Below are 21,109 nucleotides of genomic sequence, written 5' to 3'. Positions count from 1 at the left end.
ACGAGAGTGGTCCCCAGGTGCTGTGGTGCGACTCCGCGACGGGAGGGCGGGTCAAGGCCTGGTCACGGCCGTGTCGTCGTTGCAACATGCGCCTCCGCCTTTCCCGTCTCGGAAGTTCACGTCTTGGAACTTCCTGTCTTGGAATCTGTGAATCACACATACCGAAGCGTATGGCACGAATCGTGTCCTTGACAATCACAAGCTGAGAAGGAATGTGACTAATTAGTAGTGGAGTCGTACGGCTGCGTTGCGTAGTCGACCTGAAGTGCTGAGGGCGAAGGCCATGGAGCGGCGGGTCGCGTTGAGCAGGTTGGTCGACGCCCCGGTGATGTCGTCGTCTCGCGAGGGCGGATGGCGGCATACGCCGAGGTCACGGCAGTGAAACGCTGGCAGCGCACCCCATGGCGAGGGGAAGTGGCCGGCCCCGTCTCAGATGCGCTGTGTCCTCACCACTTCATTGTCCGTTGCCGGTCGTTGTAAGGTGATCATCTGCCCGCTGAGACAGGGCGTAGAAACAGCGATCCCCCCGGATCTGCGCTCCGGGGGGATCTGCTCTGTGCGAGGGCGGATCTGCTCGACCTAGAGGTCGTAGCGACCAGCCTTCACGTCTTCTAGGAAGGCCGCGAACGTACCTCGGTCCACGACGTGTGCGCCTCGGTCGGGATGCACACTGTCGCGAACTGCCGCGACACCGGGCAGGTTGGCTGCGATCTCCACACAGCCTCCGTTGTTCGCACCACTGCGCTTGGCCTTCCGCCACTGAGCCTGAGACAGGTCGATCATGCTCACTCCAGCGTTTCCGCGAGTTGTTTTAGATGCGCCGTGGTCGCCGTTGGTTCCAACGCCGCGGCGCGGGCCTGGTTGAAAACCCGTACGTACGCGTCGATCTCTTTGGGCTTGCTCACCTCCTGGAGGGCGAAGTCGGTCTCGACGTAAGCCACGCTGGGCTCACCGCCGGGGAACTCGAAGATGTTGATGGGTCCACCCATCCCGGGATGCGGGCCGTCGGCGAACCTGAGCAGGCGAATCTCTATCCCTTCGCGGCGACTCATCTCCACCAGGTGATTGACCTGGGAACGTCGCTCGGCAGATGATCCCCAGCGGTACATCAGGGATGCCTCGGTGATGGCCGCCACCAACTCGGGCGCGGTGCCGTCCGTCCGGTCGAAGATTTCCTGGCGCCGCAACCGCGCGCCCACGGCGCGGTTGCGCCACGCGGACGGTTGTGTGGTCAGCCGCATCTGCGCCTCCATGTACGCAGGCGTCTGCAGATATGCCGGCAGGATCAGTGGGGTGTAGGTGCAGATGCGTGCGGCGTCGTCTTCGTAGCCGGGGAACTCGTTGGCCCAGACGTCGTTGTAGTCGCGCCACCACGCACGCTTGCGGGCCAGGGAGGCGAGGTCCTCGAGTTCCTTCGCCTCGTCCTCGTCGACGCCGTAGATCCGGAGCAGGTCGCGGATGTCGCTCATCTCCGGCCGGACCCACTGGTTGGACTCGAAGCGCCCAACCTTGCCGCGTCCCCAGTTCAGCCGGTCACAGACCTGGTTGGCGGTGTAGCCACTGGCGATTCTCAGCTCGGTGAGCCTGCGTGAGAGCCGGCGCTTCGCGATGGTGGCGCCGTAGGCGTCGCTCACCTAGGCCCTCCTTCGTTCGCGCCGGCTTCTACCTCTTGACAGGACGTCGCACGCATCATACTGCTCCCTTAACTTGTGAATCACAAGTGCGTCTGTCCAAGATCCCGACTCGCGGAGTGCGCGGATTGTCTTGTGCTAGCGTGCCGCAAAGTTGATCTCGCCGGAGGTGAAGTCCGGCAAATTCTGGCCACCATTCGGTGCTGCACCGTGCCTTCCGTGCCCCGTGTCGGACGTTGTCGCCGACAGTTGCCCGCCGACATCGGCACCAGGGGTGGCCCGGTGGCTCCGGCGGCCTGCCCCCGACGTGCCCAGTCGACGACCTTCGGCTCGCACGCGAGCACGTTGCGTGGTGACGGCGCGTGACCAGGGCGGGATGACCCTACGACGCGGGCCCCGGATCGGCCAGATCGCCGCGCGGCGGGGCGGGTGGCGGCGTCACGTGGCGCACGCCATGGCGAGTCGGCCGTTGTCGTACCACCCCTGGCACGTGGTTACGACGCGTGGCGAGGGTCTAATAGTTGGCTGACGCCCGACGCGGCGCTGGTGGCAGGCGCCCGAACGCAACGCGGGGCCACGAAGACCGGGCGAATGAAGGGGCACAACGTGAACGCACGGCGGAAACCGACGGTCGACGAACTCGGCATCGACCTCGACACCGTGGACTGGCATCGTTCGGGCAACTCCGCCGGAAGCATCGAAGTGGGGTTCGTCGGATCGTGGGTCCTGATGCGCGTGGGTGGCGAAGCGAGCAACCGGGTCCTCGTCTATGACCACCACGAGTGGGAGTGCTTCCTCGACGGAGCCAAGAAGGGTGAGTTCGACGACGCGGGGAGCTGAGCAAGGCTGGGCTGCCGGACGGCTACAGGCCGGCACTGACCGGCGTGGTGGCCGCCACGACACGCCGCCCCTGCCTGCGGCTGCTCGTGTTTCACCCTCGCTGGGCGACGGCGGCGACCATGACCGCGGGCATACCTCGAAGATCCAGCAATCGCTGCGACCCGAAAGAGGTGGACGATGCCCGTATTCAACAGGCGTGCGGCACGCAGGCCGCTGTCGTCGCGCGGGTCCTCCCGTCGAGGGCTCAAGATCACCGGCATGTTGATGCTGCTGCTCGGCGGGTCGGCCGCCATCGCCGCCGTCGTACGCCGAGGCCGCCGCTGAGCCCTCCTGCTCGGCAGAGGCCAGCGGTTCGGTTGGCGGAGGTTTCGTGACTCCGCCGGCTCAGCGGCTCAGCGTGACGGCTGAGGCGACCTGTCCGAGCAGGTCGACGTGCTCGTCGACGCTGCTGAGCCCGGCGCCCATCGTGTTGATCGAGAGGTGGGTCGCGCCCACGTCCCGCCATCGGCGGGCGTTCTCGGCGACGTCGTCCACGGTCGTACGGTCGACCGAGAGCCGGCCCTCCATGCCGAGGGAGGCCGGATCGCGGCCTGCCTCCCGGGCCCCCTCGTGGACGTGGGCGATCGCGTCCTCGAACTCGCGCGTACCAGGCTGGAACTGCGGCATCCAGCCGTCACCGAGCCGCCCCGCCCGTCGGAGAGACCGGGGAGCGCTCTGAGCGCCCAGCCAGATCGGGATCGGCCGTTGCACAGGGAGTGGCGCGATCCCGGCCGCGGTGATCCGGTGGTACCGGCCCTCGACGGTGTGGACCGGCTCCGTCCAGAGTCGCCGGAGCACGTCGATCTGCTCGTCCATCCGGCGTCCACGGGTGCGGAAGTCCTCCCCGAGAGCTTCGTACTCCACGGCGTTCCATCCGATACCCACGCCCAGGCGGAACCGGCCGTCGGTGAGGATGTCGACCTCTGCGGCCTGCTTGGCGACCAGAGCGGTCTGGCGTTGGGGCAGGACGATGACGCCGGTGACCAGTTCGAGGGACGTGATCCCGGCGACGTAGCCGAACAACACGAACGGTTCGTGGAACGTGCTCACGTGCGTATAAGGACCTGACCAGCCGGGATGCTGGGAAGGGTCGGCGCCCAGCACGTGGTCGAAGGCAAGAAGGTGGCTGTAGCCGAGCTCGCCCACGCCTTGTGCGTACGCGCGGATCGCACCCCGGTCAGCCCCGATCGCGGTCTGTGGAAATACCACTCCGATGCGCATGCCCTCGAGGTTTACCAGAACTCGGTCGTGCCATCGCGGTCGCCACGGCCTCCAGGCCGCGCGGTTCCCGCTGCCACTCTCGAACGCCGAGATTCCCGGGTGTGCTCCAGGTTCCCGCACCGGCACGGCGGCCACGCCTTGTATGGAGGAAAGTCGTGGCCAGCACGTGAGCCAGGTCTGGACGGCGGTACGCCGGCTCGGTCACGCTGTGACCTTCGTGGCCGGGGCAGGAGGAATGCAGTCAATGCGGGAAGATCCGGACGTTCGAACTACCGTGCCGGCAAGACGTGAGGTGGAGGTCGTCGCCCATCGCGGCGCTTCCGGCACCGCACCGGAAAACACGCTCACGGCTCTGCGGGAGGCCGCCGCCCAGGGTGCGACCTTCGCCGAGGTCGACGTTGTGCTGAGCAAGGACGGCGTGCCGGTGCTGGCCCATGACCTGACGCTGGAACGTACGACCAACGTCGCGGAGATCTTCCCCGAGCGGACCACGTGGAACGTCGCCGAGTTCACCCTCGCCGAGCTGCGGATGCTCGACGCGGGCGGGTGGTTCGATCAGCGCTTCGCGGGAGAGCACATCCCGACTCTGCGGGAGGCGCTCCGGGTCTTCCGCGGCCACGGCCTCGGCCTCTGGATGGAGCTGAAGAGCCCAGACCGGCATCCGCGGCTGGTGCAGGCGGTCGCGGATGTCCTGCGCACCGCACCCGGCGGCTGGTTGACCGCACCCGACCGTGCCCGGTGGCTGAAGGTGACGTCGTTCAACTTCGACGTACTCGCCGATTTCGTACGGGAGGTCGACCACGCCGTGCCGGTCGGTGGGATCACCGAGCGCGTCCCCGACGACGCGACGCTGCGGGAGCTCGCCGGCTGGATGGAGTACTTCATCCCCAACTACCGCAGGCTGCGGCCCGGCGACATCGTGCGGATCCGCTCGGCGGGCCTGAAGACCGGGTTCTGGACACCGAACGACCCCGTAGCCGTTGCCTCGCTGCTTGCCCAGGGGGCCGACGCGCTGATCCAGAACTATCCAGCCGTCGCACGGGCAATGGTGGAGAACCGCGACCCGGTACCGGGTCCGGCCCCGGTCGTCATCGAACGCGTGGTCGGAGACGTGCCCGACGGAGGCGAGCACGTTGTCCTGCGCAACCTGACCGCCGAGCCGGTCGACGTCGGCGATTGGTACCTCCGGGACGATCCGGGCTATCGGCTGCCGATCGGGCCGGACCGGGTGATCGCCGGCGGTGGCACCCTCGCCGTCTATGTCGGGCATGGCCAGCACACCGACGGCCGTTACTACAGCGGGCTGACCTCCACCGTCTTCAGCAAGGGCGGCGACAGCGTGGCGTTGCACCGTCCCGACGGCGAGCTCGTCGACCTTGCCGGAAACAACCTGGGCGCGTGAGGTCCATCCGATTACCGGTCGCGATCGATGCTCTTGTATCCTCGGTTGTCGCTCGCCCCAATAGCTCAGTCGGTAGAGCGTCTCCATGGTAAGGAGAAGGTCTACGGTTCGATTCCGTATTGGGGCTCTGGCCGGATCCGCTCACGCGGTCACCCGGTCCGGCGGCGGTGTAGCTCAGACGGTAGAGCAAGCGGCTCATAATCGCTGTGTCGCCGGTTCAAGTCCGGCCACCGCTACGCGGTGGGTGAGGCTGCTTGCTGATCTTCGATCAGCTGCGCCGTGCTCGCTGTGTTAGCCCAGGGGGGCAACCCCCTGGAACCCCCGTGGCGGGTGGGGCTGCTTGCTGGTCTTCGATCAGCTGCGCCGTGCTCGCTGTGTTAGCCCAGGGGGGCAACCCCCTGGGGCACGTGAAGTCCAGGGCCAACCCTGGAACCTGGTCCCACCGAGCACAAGAGGCATCCCGTGGCTAGCAAAAGCTCCGACGTACGCCCGAAGATCACGCTGGCATGCACCGAGTGCCGGGAGCGCAACTACCTGACGCGCAAAAACCGCCGCAATGACCCGGACCGGCTCGAGCTGAAGAAGTTCTGCCCGCGCTGCCGCGCCCACCGGGCCCACCGCGAGACGCGCTGAGGCGTTCCGCGCTACGGTCGCGGTCATGCCCGTCGATGCTGCCCTCGTGGGGCGGACCTACACCACCGAAGCACCGTACGAAGTCGGCCGCGAGAAGATTCGCGAGTTCGCCGACGCGATCGGTGACGGAAATCTCGCATATCGTGACGCCGGTGCCGCGAAGGCGCTGGGTCACCCCGATGTGATCGCGCCACCGACCTTTCCGATCGTCGTGGCGTTCGGCCTGCTGGAGGCCCTCTTCGCCGACCCCGAGGCGGGTCTGGCGCTTCACCGGATCGTGCATTCGGACCAGAAGTTCAGCTACGCCCGGCCGATCCACCCAGGCGACCGGCTGGTCGGCACGCTCACGATCGCCGGCGTACGCCAGGCCGCCGGCACCGACCTGATCTCCACGCGTACCGAGATCACCACCGCGGAGGGCGCGCCGGTCTGCACGGCCCAGGCGACCGTCGTCCACCGGCCCGACGGAGCGGCATCATGAGCACGCTGACCTACGACGCGGTCGAGGCGGGCACAGAACTCCCCACGGTCACGATCGCCGTGCGGCGCTCCGACCTGGTGCGGTACGCGGGCGCTTCGGGCGACTTCAATCCGATCCACTGGAACGCCCGGGTCGCTCACGAGGTCGGCCTCCCGGACGTCATCGCCCACGGAATGTTCACGATGGCGGCGGCGGCACGAGTGCTCACCGACTGGGTGGGGGACCCCGCTCGGATCGTGGACTACTCGGTCCGGTTCACCCGTCCGGTCGTCGTTCCGGACACCGACGAGGGAGTCGAGGTTCGCTTCGGGGGGAAGGTGGTGAGCAGGGGCGACGACGGTCTCGTCCGTGTCGACCTGACCGCGTTCGCCGCCGAGGAACCGGTCGGCGACAAGCCGGCCGGCGACGGGGTGAAGGTGCTCGGAGCCGCACGGGCGACCGTCCGGCTCACCTGATCATCCACGACTCGACAACCTTGGGCTGGCCTGTGTACGAACGCTTCGACGTCCCGCTCGCGGAGCTGACCACGCTCCGGCTCGGTGGCCCGGCCAAGCGGTTGGTCGAGGTCGAGGACACCGCTGAACTGGTCGAGGTGCTCCGCGCCTGCGACGCCGAACGGGAACCGGTCCTCGTCCTCGGCGGCGGCAGCAACGTCGTGGTGGCCGACGAGGGCTTTCCCGGCACGGTCGTCCAGGTGCGGACGCGAGGGATCCAGGTCGAGTCCGACAGCGCCTGCGGCGGGGCCACCGTTCGCGTCAGCGCCGGCGAGAACTGGGACAGCTTCGTCGTCCACGCGATCGGACAGGGCTGGGTGGGCGTCGAGGCGCTGTCCGGCATCCCCGGCCTGGTCGGAGCGGCTCCGATCCAGAACGTCGGTGCCTACGGTCAGGAGGTCGCGCAGACGCTGGCGCAGGTGCGGGTATGGGACCGCGTCGACTCGGTCGTACGCACGATCCCGGTGGCCGACTGCGGCTTCGGCTACCGCACGAGCCGGTTCAAGCGGACGCCGGAACGCTATGTCGTGCTCGAGGTGGTGTTCCAACTCGAGAAGGGTGACCTGGGCGCGCCGGTCCGGTACGCCGAACTGGCCCGCACGCTCGGCGTCGAGATCGGCCAGCGCACGCCGCTCGCCGACGTGCGTACCGCGGTGTTGGGCTTGCGGCGAGGCAAGGGCATGGTGCTCGACGCGGACGACCATGACACGTGGAGCGTCGGGTCGTTCTTCACCAATCCGATCGTGGCGGCCGAAATCGCGGCATCACTGCCCGTCGACGCGCCGCGGTGGCCGTCGGGCGACGGGCAGGTCAAGACGAGCGCCGCGTGGCTGATCGAGCGGGCGGGGTTCGGCAAGGGGCACGGCGATGGTGTCGTACGCCTGTCGACCAAGCACACGCTCGCCCTGACCAACCGTGGCGGGGCGGCGACCACGGACCTGCTTCGGTTGGCGCGTGAGGTGCGTGAGGGCGTCCGCACGAAATACGGCATCGAGCTGGTCAACGAACCTGTCCTTGTCGGCTGCGCCATCTAGCCGAGCGTGCCCTCCACCGGCTCTGCAGAGGCCGGACGCTGTCCCGTGATCATGATCGTGATCATGAATGTTTGTCGACGTAGAGGCCGCAAGACATTCATGATCACGATCATGATCACGGGAAGGCAGGAGGGGTCAGCGCAGAAGCGTGCGGAGGTCGGGGCGGCGGAGCTGGTCCACGCACCACGCGAAATGCCCGTCGCGACCGACCGGATCGTACGCACAGGCGCCGGCGATCGCGTAGACCGCCCGGTACAACGCCAGCAGCTCGACCGGATAGCCGAACTCGACCGCGATCCACCGGGTGAGGGTCTGGTCGATCGCGCGTGCGTCTTCGCCGTACATGTCGAAGAATCCGGCGGCGAGGCTCGCGTCGAACGCCGGATCGCCCACCATGCTGAGGTAGCCCCAGTCGAGGACACTCACCACGTCGAGGTTGTCGCCTGGTTCGTCGCCCACCAGGAGATTCGGCGTACACAGGTCGCCGTGGATGACGGAGCGGTCCCCATCCGGCAGCGCGCGAAGGGCGCCGACCACCTGGTCGAGAAGCGTGTCGAGGTCGGCGACCGCTCGCCGTAGTGGTGGCCCGAACGCATCGACGCGTCGACACACGAGGCGTTCGAGGGCGGCCGGCCACGTGTCGTCCGAACTGGCGTAGAACGGCTCGGGTTCGTCCATGACGGCCAGGGCTCGCGCCGCCGACGGCACCGGGACCTCTCGGAGAGCCGCGAGGACCTCGACGAACGTCCGCATCGCCCGCTCCGAATGCCCGCCGTCCGCCCGTCCAGCGATGCGTTCGCTCAGCGGGCAGCCCTCGAGGCGGCGTTCGACCGTGACCGGTGTACCCGCGACCGATCGGATCTCCTGGATCATCGGCGTGGCGAAGGGGAGGCCGCTGCCGTCCAGCTGTGCGTAGAAGTCCCGCAACCGGGCCAGCGTCGCGGCGTCCTGCCGGCGCCAGACCTTCGCGACGGACCCGTCGGCGAGCGCGAAGACCGCACCGTCCATGCCCGCGCCCAGCTGGCCGGTTACCGTCAAGCCGACCTTGCCCAGCTCAGCAGCCCAGTCCAACCCTCACCCCGCCTCCGTGATCATGAAGAGGAACTGTGTCCTACGTCCCGGAACGTCTCATGATCACGATCATGATCACCGGATGGGGCGTGCGGCGCCAGGGCCGAGCGGTGGGTGTTCGACTCGTCGGTGAGCCAGGTGTCGACACCGGCGAGCAGGCGGGCCCGCACATCGGAGGGCGCGTACGACGAGAGCACCGACATCCGGGCCAGCTCGGCGAGTTCCGCGTCGGCAAATCCCAGCTCCCGGGCGAGCTGGTACTGCCCGGTGAGGCGTACGCCGAACAACAACGGATCGTCGGCCCCCAGCGCGATCTGGACACCCGACTCGTACAGCTTCCGCAGGGGGATCGCCGCCGGATCGGGATAGACACCCAGGGCGACGTTGGACGCCGGGCACACCTCGAGCGGCAACGCGGCTCCCGCCAGCCGCTCCACGAGGCCCGGATCCTCCGCCGACCGCACACCGTGCCCCACTCGCGTGGCGCCGAGCGCGTCAAGGCAGCCCGTCACACTGTCGGGCCCACACAGCTCGCCGCCGTGCGGCATGCTGCCGAGGCCTGCCCGGGCCGCGATCGCGAACGCCCGGGCGAACTCCTCCGGCCGGCCGCGGCGTTCGTCGTTCGAGAGGCCGAAGCCCACGACGCCCCGGCCGGCGTACTGCACGGCCAACCGGGCGAGCGTCCGGGCGTCGAGCGGGTGCCGGGTCCGGTTGGCGGCGATCACGACCGCCACACCGACGCCCGTGCGCGCGGACGCGTCCTGCGCCGCGTCGAGCACGAGTTCCGTGAACGCCGTGATCCCGCCGAACCGCGCACCATAACCGGACGGGTCGACCTGGATCTCCAGCCAGCCCGAGCCCTCGGCCGCCTCGTCCTCGACCGTCTCGCGGACCAGCCGGCGTACGTCCGCCTCGCCGCGCAGCACCGACCGCGCCACGTCGTAGAGACGCTGGAACCGGAACCAGCCCTTCTCGTCGGTCGCGAGCAGTTTCGGCGGCCAGTCCTTCCGCAGGGCGTCAGGCAGGCGTACGCCGTGCTGGTCGGCCAGCTCGACCAGCGTCTCGTGTCGCATCGAGCCGGTGAAGTGGAGGTGCAGGTGCGCCTTCGGCAGCGCGTCGAGCGGACGCGCCGCACCCCCGTGGCTGGCCCGGTCCGCGTGCGCCGGCACCTCGCGCGCTCAGTTCTGTGCTTCGGCGAGCAGCTTCTGGATCCGCGTGACGCCCTCGTGCAGGTCGTCGTCGCCGAGGGCGTAGGAGAACCGCAGGTAACCCGGCGTTCCGAACGCCTCACCCGGCACGGCCGCGACCTCCACCTCGTCGAGGATCAGCTCGGCGAGCTCCGCCGACGTCGTGGGTCGCTTGCCGCGGATGAGTTTCCCGAGCGCGCCCTTCACCGACGGATAGGCGTAGAACGCGCCGAGGGGCGTCGGGCAGGTGAACCCCGGCACCTCCGACAGCAGCCCGACGATCGCCTTCCGCCGCCGGTCGAACGCCTCCCGCATCACGGCCGCCGCCGACAGGTCACCCGACACCGCCGCCAGCGCGGCCCGCTGGGCGACGTTGCTGACGTTGCCGGTCGTGTGGGACTGCAGGTTGACCGCGGCCTTCACGACGTCCGCCGGGCCGACCAGCCAGCCGACCCGCCACCCGGTCATGGCGTACGTCTTCGCGACGCCATTGAGTACCAGGCACTGGTCGGCGATCTCGGGCACCTCGACCGGGAGCGAGGTGGCCTTCACACCGTCGTACGTGAGGTGTTCGTAGATCTCGTCGGTGATCACCCAGATGCCGTGGTCGAGCGCCCAGCGGCCGATCTCGCGGAGCAGTTCGGGCGGGTAGACCGCACCGGTGGGGTTGGACGGCGAGCAGATCAGCAGGGCCTTCGTCCGCGGAGTACGGGCGGCCTCGAGCTGGTCGACGCTCACCAGGTAGCCCTGCGACTCGTCGGTCAGCACTGGTACGGGACGCGCACCCGCGAGAGCGATCGGCTCGGGATAGGTCGTCCAGTACGGCGCGGGGAGCAGCACCTCGTCGCCCGGGTCGAGCAGGACCGTGAACGCCGCGAAGACCGCGTGCTTGCCACCGTTGGTGACGAGGACCTGGTTGGCCTTCACGTCGTACGCCGAGTCACGCAGGGTCTTGGCAGCGACCGCCTCGCGGAGCTCGGGTAGGCCGCCGGCGGGGGTGTAGCGGTGGTTGCGCGGGTCGCGGCATGCCTCGACGGCGGCCTCGACGATGTAGTCGGGCGTCGGGAAGTCGGGCTCGCCGGCGCCGAACCCGATGACCGGCCGCCCTGCCGCCTTGAGTGCCTTCGCCTTGCCGTCGACCACCAGGGTCGCCGACTCCGCGATCGCATCGACGCGCTTGGAGATCCGCCCCTGGTCGACCTTCGTGGCACGGCCGTCGTGCGAGGTCTTCGCGGCCGTGGGGGAAGGGCTGGGGGTCGGGACGGCGCGGGAGGCTTCTGCGGCCACCTCGTCGTGGGTGCCGCGCTCGGGGCTGGTCATAAGCCTTATCGTGGCACTTCGGTCCACTCTGGACCTCGTCTACCCCCGGCCGGCGCGCGGTCCCTGCGCTGCGCCTGCACCGAGCGCGGCAGTGGGCGCGCCAGCGGACGCGGCAAGTGGGCGCGCCAGCGGACGCGGCAAGTGGGCGCGCCAGCGGGCGTGGCAGGCGGGCCCCCGGCGGGCGTGGGCAGGTGGGCGGCACGTCCGGGTAGGGGCGGTTCGGAGCTCCACTCGCGTGGACGGTGTTTCGCGCGAGATGACGGGTTTGCGGCGGCCTGGGCCGCGTGGGGCCGGCTCGACCGGGCGGACGCGGACCCCGTACACTCGTCCTTCTGGTGGTCCTAGGACCTCTCCGAAGTGTGCCCAACGCGAGCATCACAGCAGATGGTGCACGGACGGTTCGTACGACCTCCAAAGGGCAGTGGCTCAATTGGTAGAGCACCGGTCTCCAAAACCGGTGGTTGGGGGTTCGAGTCCCTCCTGCCCTGCCGGCCTCGGCCGTGACGGTCGGAGTCGCGCGTGTCGCTCGCGGCGGGTGATGCGCGAGGGACCGCACTAAGGGGGACACTCGTTCGTTCCTTCTATGTGCGGCCGCTGCGCCCAGGCGGAGCTTCCGGCTGGGCTCGAAGGAACCGGTGAGGACGAACAGTGACCGAGACGCGCGGGTCGACCGCGACCCCGGAACGTGCTCGCCCGGACAAGCGTGGCGAACACGGCGGAGGTCCCATCGCCCGTATCGGCCTCTTCTACCGGCAGGTCGTCGGTGAGCTACGCAAGGTCATCTGGCCGACGCGGGAGCAGCTCACGACCTACTGGCTGGTCGTCCTGGTCTTCGTCCTCGTCGTGATCGGGATCGTGTCGCTCCTCGACCTGGGGATCGGTTGGCTGACGTTCAAGATCTTCGGCTGACGAGGCACACCCCACCTTCGAGCCAGCACTGCCGGGTTTCGACCACCACCGCCGTACGACCACAACCAAGCTCAAGGCAAGACCCAAGCTCACAGAAGACCCAAGCTCACAGAAGACGGAGTGCCAAAGTGTCCGACCTCGACGACGAGAACCAGGGCCAAGAGAGTCCTGCGTCGGAGCAGGCGGCCGCCGCCGAGAACCCTCTGGGTGGCGCGCCTGTCGATGAGGCCTCCGCTGACGACGCCCGCGAGTTCGAGGCGGCCGGTACGGCGGGAAGCGCCGCCGGCGAAGGCGACGAGGCAAGCCTCGACACAGGTGCCGGCCTGGACGCGGCGGATGCCGCGGACAGTGCGGATGCCGCAGATACCGCCGACGCTATGGAAACCGCCGACGCTGCCGACGAAGAGGAAGAGAAGGAACCGACCGAGAACAACGACGTTCTCGACGAGTTCCGCGCGGAGCTGCGTGCCAAGCCGGGTGACTGGTATGTGATCCATACCTATTCCGGCATGGAAAACCGGGTCAAGGGCAACCTCGAGAACCGCATCCAGTCCCTCAACATGGAGGACTACATCTTCGAGGTCGTCGTCCCGCAGGAGGAAGTGGCCGAGATCAAGAACGGCCAGCGCCGGATGGTCAGGCGTACCGTCCTCCCCGGCTACGTCCTCGTCCGGATGGACCTCACCGACGAGTCCTGGGCGGCCGTCCGCCACACCCCGTCGGTGACCGGCTTCGTGGGCCACGCCCACCAGCCGGTGCCGCTCGGCCTCGATGAGGTCGAGGGGATGCTGGCGCCGGTGGTCGTCGAGACCAAGGTGCCCGACGCCAAGAAGAAGAAGGCCGAGGTGCTCGACTTCGCCGTGGGCGACTCGGTCATGGTGGTCGACGGGCCGTTCGCCACCCTGCACGCCACCATCACCGAACTCAACCCCGACGCCCAGCGGGTCAAGGCCCTGGTCGAGATCTTCGGCCGCGAGACTCCGGTCGAGCTGTCGTTCAACCAGATCCAGAAGTCCTGATCCGTCGTACGGTCAACCACGGACAACGCAGCGACCACGTACTACCCACAGAGGATCCGACGAGATGCCCCCGAAGAAGAAGATCGCCTCCGTCCTCAAGCTCCAGCTGCAGGCCGGCTCCGCTACGCCCGCCCCACCGGTGGGTACGGTGCTCGGTCCAACCGGCATCAACATCATGGAGTTCACGAAGGCCTACAACGCCGCGACCGAGCAGATGCGCGGCAACGTCGTGCCGGCGGAGATCACGATCTATGAAGACCGGTCTTTCAGCTTCGTCACCAAGACCCCCCCGGCGACCGAACTGATCAAGAAGGCCGCCGGCCTCGACAAGGGATCATCGACGCCGCACACCGACAAGGTGGGGTCGATCTCGCGCGACCAGGTGCGCGAGATCGCCACGACGAAGATGCCCGACCTCAACGCCACCTCCATGGACGCGGCGATGAAGATCGTCGAAGGCACCGCACGTTCCATGGGCGTGACGGTCAACGACTGAGGCAGTTCCGGTGCCACACCCGTGGGAGGGCCACGCGCTGGCCCGCACCACAACTCCCATCACCTGACGGAATCTGAGGAGAATCATGAAGCGCGGCAAGACCTACCGATCGGCCGAGTCCAAGATCGACAAGGACGCGTTGTACACACCCAGCGAGGCGGTGCGGCTGGCGAAGGAAGGCGCGGGGAAGAAGTTCGACGAGACCGTCGACGTCGCCGTGCGCCTCGGCGTCGACCCGCGCAAGGCCGACCAGATGGTGCGCGGGACGGTCAACCTTCCGCACGGTACCGGCAAGACCGCCCGGGTGCTCGTGTTCGCCGTCGGCCAGAAGGCCGAGGACGCGCTTGCGGCGGGCGCCGATCATGTCGGTTCCGACGACCTGATCGAACGCATCCAGGGTGGCTGGCTCGACTTCGACGCGGTTGTCGCGACGCCTGACCTGATGGGCCGGGTCGGTCGTCTCGGCCGGGTGCTCGGTCCCCGTGGCCTGATGCCGAACCCCAAGACCGGCACGGTAACCCCTGACGTCACCAAGGCCGTCACCGACATCAAGGGCGGCAAGATCGAGTTCCGTGTCGACCGGCACGCGAACCTGCACTTCATCATCGGCAAGGCGTCGTTCACCGAAAAGCAGCTCGGCGAGAACTACGACGCGGCGCTGGGCGAGGTGCTCCGGCTCAAGCCGTCGTCGTCGAAGGGTCGGTACGTTCGACGGATCGTCCTGTCGACGACGATGGGCCCGGGTATCCCGGTCGACCCCGCCAAGACCGTGGAGGACGCGGAGGCCGCGAGCGCCTGATCGCGCGGTCTGTCTCGACGCCTCGCTACGAACGCCCTCCGCCGCGAATGCCCCTCGCGTGCCGGGGGCGTTCGTGTATCCCGACCCGGGGCCGCCTGTCATCGCCTCCTTGCAGTACGTACGAAGAGGAGGGCGTGCAGTAGCACGAACCCGAGGCCGACCGCGAGCGCGATGAACACGCCCGCAGGGAGCTGGGGAGGCGCGTCTCGATGTTGGTTCTCGTCAGTCGAGGAACCGGGCGATGTCTGCTGGAACACCGTCTGCCCGCCGACCAGCAGTCGCCGCGTGCTCTCGTCGAATGTCGCTTCGCTGGCTGCTTTCCGCATCGCTTGCGCGGTGTCCGGCCACCGCCTGCGGAACTCGGCATCCTTGACGTTGCGGCTGGGCACGTTGGTCAGGTCCACGCCACCGAAGACGTACGCTTTCGTGGGAGCGCTATCGCCGGGGCCTGGGATCGCGACCTGGAACTCTCCGTGCGGAGCTTGGCCATGGTTTCCCCTGGGTTCTTCGGTCAGGCGCGGTTGACCCTGCGGGCACCGACTCAGGGCACGTCGTAGTCGCAGCTGGGGTTGAGGCCGGTCGCGGTGCGGACCTCCTCTCCTGGAAGCGGGTCGTTCAGGAGGATCGACCGGTGGGTGCGTCACGACCCACGTGCACCGCCACCATCGCCGACGCGGTCGCGAGACGTGTGTACGTCGCCATTGCCTGCCCCTCTGATCAGGACGCGAACTTCGCGAGTACGCGTTCGAGTTGGCGGGCGCTGGGTTCGGTATAGAGCTTCGTCTCGCCATCACCGACGAACAGCATCGCCGGACAGAGAGCCTGCTCGGCGTCGGCGAGCGCGGTCCTCCCCACCTGCTCACCGGTGCGGGCTTCGTAGACCGTGACGTCGTACGTCGCTTCGTACATCGGAATCTCGTCGGATGCACTGTCGAACCGGCAGGTCTCGACCTGCTCGCCCACGCCGGTCTGGTCGAGGCAGGCGATCAGCTCAGCGGTCTCATTCCGCGTCGGATTCAGGATGGCCGGTACGCGCTGCCCCGGGACTGGACGGATCAGCAGGGATTCGTACTCCCCGCCGTACGCACCCTCCTTCTCCTTCCGGATCGCGATCCGTACCGGGGCTGTTCCGGAACCGTCATGGGGCGCGGCCGCCGGGAAGTACCCGCGCTCGGCACACGCCTCGGCGACGGTGGAGTTGTCAGGAAGTCCGTCCAGGGGGCGCGGTTTGGCCGACCAGGACCAGACCGCGTAACCGACTCCGCCAGCCACGACGACCAGAACGGCGAGGAGCACAACGACCAGCGCCCGCCCGGATTCCCTCGATCCGCCTACCTGGCTCATCCCGATGCTCCCCACTCCGTACGTGGGGTCGAGGATGGCCAGCGCACGCTTACACCTGGCTTACAGCAGGAAAGCCGACGCTCGGTTAAGGTGACGGGCTAGGTGATCTTGGGGCGGCGGGGGAGCGCGATGTGGGCAAGCCGGTGGTTCGGGTGGGGGTGCTCGGCGCTGTCGGAGTCTGGCGCGACGGCGACTCGTCGATGCTCTCCATGCCGGCCACCCAGCGCGGCCTGCTCGCCGCACTTGCGCTCAGCGAGCCATCAGTAGACGCCGATCGGCTCCTCGATCTGCTGTGGGACGACGACCTACCTGCGAGTGGCCGCACCTGGGTCCACGTCGCGGTCAACCGGCTCCGCGCCTGGATTCGTACGCACGTGGGTGATGCCGTACGCATCGACCGCGATGCCGGCGGGTATCGACTCGCCATCCCGGGCGGCGAGTCCGACGCCGACCGGTTCACCCGCCTAGTCGCGACTGCCACCGCCACGCACGAGGCCGACGAGCGGTGCGCCCTTCTCACCAGCGCGCTGGCGTTGTGGCGCGGACCGGTCGCCGCCGACGCCCCGGATCCCGTACGCACCTGCGAGCGCGCCCAACGCCTGAACCGTGAACGCCTGGCCGCGGCCGAACAGCTGGCCGAGGCGGCACTCCGGTGCACCCGCGCGGACGACGCACTGCCACACCTGGGCACGTTGGTCGAGGAGCACCCGTTCCACGAGCGGCTGCACGCGCGCCACGCGCTGCTGCTTGCCAGCCGAGGAGAGCAGGCAGCGGCGTTCGACCTTCTGCATGGGCTGACGAGACGCCTCTCGGATGAGCTCGGCGTCGATCCGGGCGACGAGATACGCGAGGCGCATGAGCGTCTCCTGCACCAGTCCGTCGGCGGGCGCCGGCCGCCGCAGCGGAGGTCGTACGCCTCGACCTGGCGCGGCCCGCGCTGCCACCTTCACCGACTCATCGGACGCGACCAGGACAAGCTCGCACTGCTGGGCCTCCTCGCCGGCCGGCAGCTGGTGACCGTCACCGGTGCCGGTGGCTGCGGCAAGACCACGCTGGCGCTGCGGGTGGCCGAGGACATGGCGCCGCGCTTCCCCGACGGTGTCGCGGTGGTGGCGCTCGCGGCTCTGGCGTCGGCGGAGGAAGCGGTCGCGGCGCTCGGCGCGATGGTACGGATCAACACCCCGCACGGCGACGTCCTCAGTAACGTCGAACGCCTGCTGGCCGGACGACGCATGCTGCTGGTCCTCGACAACTGCGAGCACCTCGCCGAGGAATGTGCGGTGCTGGTCCGGCGCCTGCTCGGCTCCTGCCCGGACCTGACCGTGCTGGCGACCTCCCGCCAACCGCTCGGTGTGGCTGAGGAAGCCGTCTGGCCGCTCGAGCCGCTCGCCGTGCCTGCTGCCGGAAGCCTGCCCGACCCGGACACACCCGCGGTCGCCCTCTTTCTCGTCCGCGCGGAAGAGACCCTGCCGTCCCTCGCACTCACCGAGGACGAGGATCTGTCACACGTCGCGGCGATCTGCCGGCTCCTGGACGGGCTGCCGCTCGCTGTCGAACTCGCCGCGGCCCAGCTGCGCGTGCTGGACGTCAACGAGCTGCACAAGCGGCTGAGGCACGGGATAGGGCTGTTGGAGCGGGCCAGCTCAGGCGGCGATCCACGGCACCGCACGCTCTCGGCGGCAGTCGACTGGTCGTACGGCCTGCTGGGCGCGGACGAATGTCTCCTGCTCCGCCGGCTGTCCGGATTCGCCGGCGGGTTTCGGCTGGCCGATGCCGAACGGGTCTGCGGGTTCGCGCCACTGGACGAGGCGAAGGTGGCGCCTGTCCTTGCCAGGCTTGTCGAGCGTTCGCTGGTCCAGCCGCAGGGGCGCGGCGAGCAACGGCGTTTCCGGCTGTTGCAGGCGGTCAGCGTGTTCGCGGCGGAACGCCTTGCCGATGCGGGTGAGACGGTGGCCGTTGCCGATCGGCACCTGGCGCAGTGGCTCGACCGTGCACGCGGCCTCGACGGGTTGCTCCGATACCGGGACCGGGTAGCAGCCGCGCGGGAGCTCGAGGCCGATGTGGTGAACCTCCGCTGTGCCTTGGACCATGCGTACGCCCGCGGCCGTGTCACCGAGGCGGCGGAGCTCACCGCCCGCCTCTTCGAGTTCTGGTTGACGCACCGGGCGTACCTTCGCGAAGGGGAGCGTTGGCTCGATCGCGCGTTGGCCTGCGTCGACGTCGCCGCGGTCCACGAGGTGGCTGTCCTGCTGCGCTTCCATCAGGCTATGCTGCGCGCGATCCGCGGTGACTACCTGGGAAACCTCGCCCTGATGACAGGTATCACCGACGACCTGGCTCGGTTTCGACCCCGCGAACACCTCGAGGCGCGGGCAAACCTCCTCACCATTCGTTGCTCCCTGCTGGATCCCGAGGCGCTGGCGGATGCCGTGCGTGCCGTTGACGACGTGCGAGCGAGTTCGTACCCGGCCGCCGGAACGGTCCTCACGGCCACCGCGTCGGTGTTCACGACCTGGGGTCGCTACGACGAAGCCGCCGACGCCTGCGAACGTTACAACCGCGCTCCGGCACTCGCCGGCCGTCCACCCTCGCCCGCACAGGAGGCGGTGCAGATCGAGGTTGCGCTATGCCGCGGCGACCTCGCAAGGGCGCGTCACGCGACCCACGCACTCTGCGCGCGGTTGTCCGAGATCACCAATCCCGCCGAACAGGAGCCGCCGCGCAGGGCGATCGCGTTGACCCATCTCGCCGCTGGTGAGTGCGAAGCGGCCAGGCGATTCCTCACCGGGGCGACGGACTGGATGCGCACTGCCTACCCGGGGCTCGGCGCGCGGCACGCTGCGTTGTGGATGCTGCTTGCCGAGGCGCACCGACGGGCCGGCGACCCGGCGGCAGGCCTGGCAGCGCTCGTCGACGCTCTGGATGCCAGCCTGGGACACTCCAACTTTCGCCACGCGCTGCCGGGCGTACTCCAGACGGCTTTGTTCGCCGCCGACCTCGGCGACTACGAGGCCAGCACGGCGCTGGCCGGCCAGTGGGACGCACTGCGGCGGCCGCTCGGCCTGCCCCTCCCGATCGGCCTGGAGCAAGCGGCGACGCGGCTCGGACTCGACGCCGAGCCTCCAGGCCAGCCCGATCCGGCGTACCGCTGGACCGACGCCGCGTTCACCACACTCATCGCCGACGCCCACGCCTGGTGTACGAAAGCGATCCGCGGTGCTCCGCGCGGAGAACAGTGAGGGCGTCGGATAGCCAAGCCTCTCGCCGGTCGGTCAAGGCTGCATGCTGTGAACCTTCGAAGTCCCTTCAGCTGGTTTCCCTGCTCGAGAACGACGCCGGAGTGCCAGGCGGCGGTGGCCGGAGCGCTCGGTCGGGCCGCCGACGCCGTCGCGTACGAGGCGTTGGCAGAAGTCGTCCGCGAAGGGCTGACGCCGCTGTGGAGATCAGTGTGAGGGCGCCGGCCACCGCGAGCGCCAGCCAGGTGCTGTGACCGGTGTCGATGTCGTCGTACACCGGTGATTCTTCTGGACGGACCGCACCCTGCAGGGCGCCCAGGTCGACGAGACCGAGCAGCACCAGCACGGCGACCGTCGCGACGATGGCGAGGGCGGCGAATATCCGGCGCGCTGCTCCCTTCGTACCCAAGGAGACGAGGACCAGCCCGCCGACCGTGACGACACCCCACAGATACCCGAGACCCTTGGAGCCGTACGACGTGAACCAGTACAGCTCAGTCTCCACGCGGCCGGCGACATAGGCCCGGTACTCCGCCCACGGCATCGCCAGCGACGCGACGAGCAACAGCATCCCGTAGCCGGCACAGGCCACCAGGCGGAACCACCGCGGCAGGACTCGCAGGACGATGAGCCCGAACACGAGGACGACCAGCTGGGAGAGGAAGAAGCCGCCCGTCGGGCTCATCCAGGCGGCGGCGTCGCAGTCGCCGACGTCGCCCCGAACGACCAGGCGCTGGTTCGCCCTGATGTCCTCGGCCCGGATCATCGCCTCCGCGCCGAGCGTGGCGCCGAACGCGACGAGCACCGCGACCAACCTGAGCGGCACGGCAACCGCCAGCCTGCCCGGCGCCCTCGACGTGCCGAAGAACTGGCTGCCGACCAGGGCGCCGGCGCAGACGACGTAGATCCACGACCAGGGACGAAACTCGAATGCGTAGGCCGTCGACCCAGTGACCACACAGCCGCTGGTGAACTCGGCTCCGGACATCCACGGCAGCGCCAGCCCCAGGAGCAGGAGGCAGAGGCCGGCCCCGCCGACGACGACGGCGGCCACGTCGTTCTGGCCGGCCGGCTCGGTCCTCATGGCGCCCTCTCCGCACAGCGACCATCCAGTGCAGCTGTGCGCAGTCGAGACTGGTCCGAACGGGCTAACAGCCGGCTTACAGACCGTCGTACACAGGCCCGCGTGCGTATCGGTCGGATCTGTTTGATCAGAATCCCGGCTGAGAGGACATCCGCACGGTTTGTTACGGTTGCCCGGCTTTGTCGCAGCGCAGATCAACGTGGGAGTGGACAGTGCGATCGACAGCGGGGTGGATGGCCGGTCTGGCTGTGGGACTCGGCCTGGCGCTGGGGGCGTGCGGCGGTTCGCCGGGCAGCACCGACGAACCGAAGAAGGACCCCAGAGCACGCCCTTCGGCGAGTGCGAGCCCCAGTGTCTCGGCATCGCCCAGCTCGGCCGCCAAGGGTGCCGACGTCGCCGCCGATGACGAGGCGGCGGCGAAGAGGTTCGTGCAGAAGTTCCTTGCAGCCCACGACAAGGCGATGGCCGACGGCGACTTCTCGGCCGTCATCGCCATGAGCGCAGACGAGTGCGGCAACTGCCAGATGTCCGCGACCTACTACTCCCAGCTGTACGAAGAGGGCGGCAAGGTCGAGGGCGGCACGTTCACCAGGCCGACGTTCAACTTCTCCGGCAAGGACGACGGGTCGGTGGTCGTCAAGGTCAAGAGCACCGTGTCCCCTTACAAGATCGTGAGCGCCGCCGGGTCGAGCAAGAAGTTCCCCGCCAAGCCCAACGCCTCGACGTTCACGCTGAAGAAGGACGCGGACGGCACCTGGCACGTCGCGGGATGGACCTACGACTGAGCCTGGCCGCAGGGGGCCTACGGGCCACCACGGCACTGCGGATCGTACGCACGTACACATCGAACCGACAGAGCGCAGGTCGGG

Annotated in this window: 22 protein-coding genes and 3 tRNA genes; 16 read left to right on the top strand and 9 right to left on the bottom strand. The window is 68.7% G+C overall.

Translation table 11 applies throughout. The annotated features are described in order from the left end of the window. Positions 1-579 precede the first annotated feature (579 nt). Entirely contained in the window at positions 580-783 is a 204-nt protein-coding gene (locus tag ABN034_RS18415) for a DUF397 domain-containing protein (RefSeq protein ID WP_349326676.1), read from the bottom strand. A 2-nt stretch (positions 784-785) separates the two neighbouring features. After that, positions 786-1,634: a helix-turn-helix domain-containing protein gene (locus ABN034_RS18410; protein WP_349326677.1), complete on the bottom strand. Its 849-nt coding sequence runs from the start codon at positions 1,632-1,634 to the stop codon at positions 786-788. Between the two features lie 603 nt (positions 1,635-2,237). Here ABN034_RS18410 and ABN034_RS18405 point away from each other — a divergent pair. Both ABN034_RS18405 and ABN034_RS18400 read left to right on the top strand, forming a co-directional pair. After that, on the top strand, positions 2,238-2,471 hold the full coding sequence (locus ABN034_RS18405; protein ID WP_349326679.1) for a DUF397 domain-containing protein: 234 nt from the start codon (positions 2,238-2,240) through the stop codon (positions 2,469-2,471). 177 nt (positions 2,472-2,648) lie between these two features. Then, the gene (locus ABN034_RS18400; protein WP_349692204.1) at positions 2,649-2,795 is read left to right on the top strand and encodes a hypothetical protein; all 147 of its coding nucleotides are present in this window, start codon (positions 2,649-2,651) and stop codon (positions 2,793-2,795) included. A gap of 60 nt (positions 2,796-2,855) precedes the next feature. Here ABN034_RS18400 and ABN034_RS18395 read toward each other — a convergent pair whose 3' ends face one another. After that, positions 2,856-3,731, bottom strand: a complete 876-nt coding sequence (locus ABN034_RS18395) for an LLM class F420-dependent oxidoreductase (RefSeq protein ID WP_349692203.1) — start codon at positions 3,729-3,731, stop codon at positions 2,856-2,858. Between the two features lie 274 nt (positions 3,732-4,005). On the opposite strand from ABN034_RS18395, the gene ABN034_RS18390 reads away from it, so the two are divergent. The 7 genes from ABN034_RS18390 (at position 4,006) to ABN034_RS18360 (ending at position 7,775) form a co-directional block, all read left to right on the top strand. Then, on the top strand, positions 4,006-5,133 hold the full coding sequence (locus ABN034_RS18390; protein ID WP_349692202.1) for a glycerophosphodiester phosphodiesterase family protein: 1,128 nt from the start codon (positions 4,006-4,008) through the stop codon (positions 5,131-5,133). 54 nt (positions 5,134-5,187) lie between these two features. Beyond that, positions 5,188-5,260 (top strand) — tRNA-Thr (locus ABN034_RS18385). 36 nt (positions 5,261-5,296) lie between these two features. After that, a tRNA-Met gene (locus tag ABN034_RS18380) sits at positions 5,297-5,369 on the top strand. 226 nt (positions 5,370-5,595) lie between these two features. Further along, complete coding sequence (gene rpmG, locus ABN034_RS18375) at positions 5,596-5,766, top strand: 50S ribosomal protein L33 (protein ID WP_349326683.1); 171 nt, start codon at positions 5,596-5,598, stop codon at positions 5,764-5,766. A 25-nt stretch (positions 5,767-5,791) separates the two neighbouring features. Next, positions 5,792-6,247, top strand: a complete 456-nt coding sequence (locus tag ABN034_RS18370) for an FAS1-like dehydratase domain-containing protein (protein WP_349692201.1) — start codon at positions 5,792-5,794, stop codon at positions 6,245-6,247. Further along, complete coding sequence (locus ABN034_RS18365; RefSeq protein ID WP_349692200.1) at positions 6,244-6,702, top strand: MaoC/PaaZ C-terminal domain-containing protein; 459 nt, start codon at positions 6,244-6,246, stop codon at positions 6,700-6,702. Before ABN034_RS18370 ends, ABN034_RS18365 begins: the two co-directional genes overlap by 4 nt. A gap of 20 nt (positions 6,703-6,722) precedes the next feature. Then, the gene (locus tag ABN034_RS18360; protein ID WP_349692199.1) at positions 6,723-7,775 is read left to right on the top strand and encodes a UDP-N-acetylmuramate dehydrogenase; all 1,053 of its coding nucleotides are present in this window, start codon (positions 6,723-6,725) and stop codon (positions 7,773-7,775) included. A 135-nt stretch (positions 7,776-7,910) separates the two neighbouring features. Here ABN034_RS18360 and ABN034_RS18355 read toward each other — a convergent pair whose 3' ends face one another. The 3 genes from ABN034_RS18355 to ABN034_RS18345 are packed head-to-tail and all read right to left on the bottom strand — an operon-like array spanning position 7,911 to position 11,353. After that, positions 7,911-8,846: a phosphotransferase family protein gene (locus ABN034_RS18355; RefSeq protein ID WP_349692198.1), complete on the bottom strand. Its 936-nt coding sequence runs from the start codon at positions 8,844-8,846 to the stop codon at positions 7,911-7,913. 20 nt (positions 8,847-8,866) lie between these two features. Continuing rightward, complete coding sequence (locus ABN034_RS18350) at positions 8,867-10,015, bottom strand: adenosine deaminase (RefSeq protein ID WP_349692197.1); 1,149 nt, start codon at positions 10,013-10,015, stop codon at positions 8,867-8,869. A 9-nt stretch (positions 10,016-10,024) separates the two neighbouring features. Further along, the gene (locus tag ABN034_RS18345; RefSeq protein WP_349692196.1) at positions 10,025-11,353 is read right to left on the bottom strand and encodes a pyridoxal phosphate-dependent aminotransferase; all 1,329 of its coding nucleotides are present in this window, start codon (positions 11,351-11,353) and stop codon (positions 10,025-10,027) included. 415 nt (positions 11,354-11,768) lie between these two features. Between ABN034_RS18345 and ABN034_RS18340 the strand changes: the two genes are divergently transcribed. From ABN034_RS18340 to rplA, 5 genes are all read left to right on the top strand, one after another. Further along, positions 11,769-11,841, top strand: a tRNA-Trp gene (locus ABN034_RS18340). A gap of 160 nt (positions 11,842-12,001) precedes the next feature. After that, positions 12,002-12,262 carry a preprotein translocase subunit SecE gene (gene secE, locus ABN034_RS18335; protein WP_349326690.1) on the top strand — a complete coding sequence of 87 codons (261 nt, stop codon included), beginning with the start codon at positions 12,002-12,004 and terminating at the stop codon, positions 12,260-12,262. 128 nt (positions 12,263-12,390) lie between these two features. Next, positions 12,391-13,281 carry a transcription termination/antitermination protein NusG gene (gene nusG / locus ABN034_RS18330; protein WP_349692195.1) on the top strand — a complete coding sequence of 297 codons (891 nt, stop codon included), beginning with the start codon at positions 12,391-12,393 and terminating at the stop codon, positions 13,279-13,281. Positions 13,282-13,345: 64 nt separating this feature from the next. Continuing rightward, positions 13,346-13,777, top strand: a complete 432-nt coding sequence (gene rplK, locus ABN034_RS18325) for a 50S ribosomal protein L11 (protein WP_349326693.1) — start codon at positions 13,346-13,348, stop codon at positions 13,775-13,777. A gap of 85 nt (positions 13,778-13,862) precedes the next feature. Next, positions 13,863-14,576 (top strand): 50S ribosomal protein L1, encoded by a 714-nt coding sequence (gene rplA, locus ABN034_RS18320; protein ID WP_349692194.1) that lies wholly within the window; start codon positions 13,863-13,865, stop codon positions 14,574-14,576. Between the two features lie 98 nt (positions 14,577-14,674). Here rplA and ABN034_RS18315 read toward each other — a convergent pair whose 3' ends face one another. Together ABN034_RS18315 and ABN034_RS18310 are read right to left on the bottom strand one after the other, a co-directional pair. Continuing rightward, complete coding sequence (locus tag ABN034_RS18315; RefSeq protein WP_349692193.1) at positions 14,675-14,980, bottom strand: hypothetical protein; 306 nt, start codon at positions 14,978-14,980, stop codon at positions 14,675-14,677. A gap of 313 nt (positions 14,981-15,293) precedes the next feature. Then, complete coding sequence (locus tag ABN034_RS18310; RefSeq protein ID WP_349692192.1) at positions 15,294-15,920, bottom strand: hypothetical protein; 627 nt, start codon at positions 15,918-15,920, stop codon at positions 15,294-15,296. A gap of 131 nt (positions 15,921-16,051) precedes the next feature. Here ABN034_RS18310 and ABN034_RS18305 point away from each other — a divergent pair, with 131 nt between their 5' ends. Continuing rightward, positions 16,052-19,159: an ATP-binding protein gene (locus ABN034_RS18305; protein ID WP_349692191.1), complete on the top strand. Its 3,108-nt coding sequence runs from the start codon at positions 16,052-16,054 to the stop codon at positions 19,157-19,159. 67 nt (positions 19,160-19,226) lie between these two features. Here ABN034_RS18305 and ABN034_RS18300 read toward each other — a convergent pair whose 3' ends face one another. After that, positions 19,227-20,240 (bottom strand): hypothetical protein, encoded by a 1,014-nt coding sequence (locus ABN034_RS18300; protein WP_349692190.1) that lies wholly within the window; start codon positions 20,238-20,240, stop codon positions 19,227-19,229. Between the two features lie 212 nt (positions 20,241-20,452). Here ABN034_RS18300 and ABN034_RS18295 point away from each other — a divergent pair, with 212 nt between their 5' ends. Further along, on the top strand, positions 20,453-21,025 hold the full coding sequence (locus ABN034_RS18295; RefSeq protein ID WP_349692189.1) for a hypothetical protein: 573 nt from the start codon (positions 20,453-20,455) through the stop codon (positions 21,023-21,025). The last annotated feature ends 84 nt before the right edge of the window (positions 21,026-21,109 follow it).

This window comes from Actinopolymorpha sp. B11F2 (assembly GCF_040195635.1).
GTDB lineage: Bacteria > Actinomycetota > Actinomycetes > Propionibacteriales > Actinopolymorphaceae > Thermasporomyces.
The sequence above is the reverse complement of the archived record's forward strand: the minus strand, read 5'-3'. Positions and strand labels throughout refer to the sequence as shown.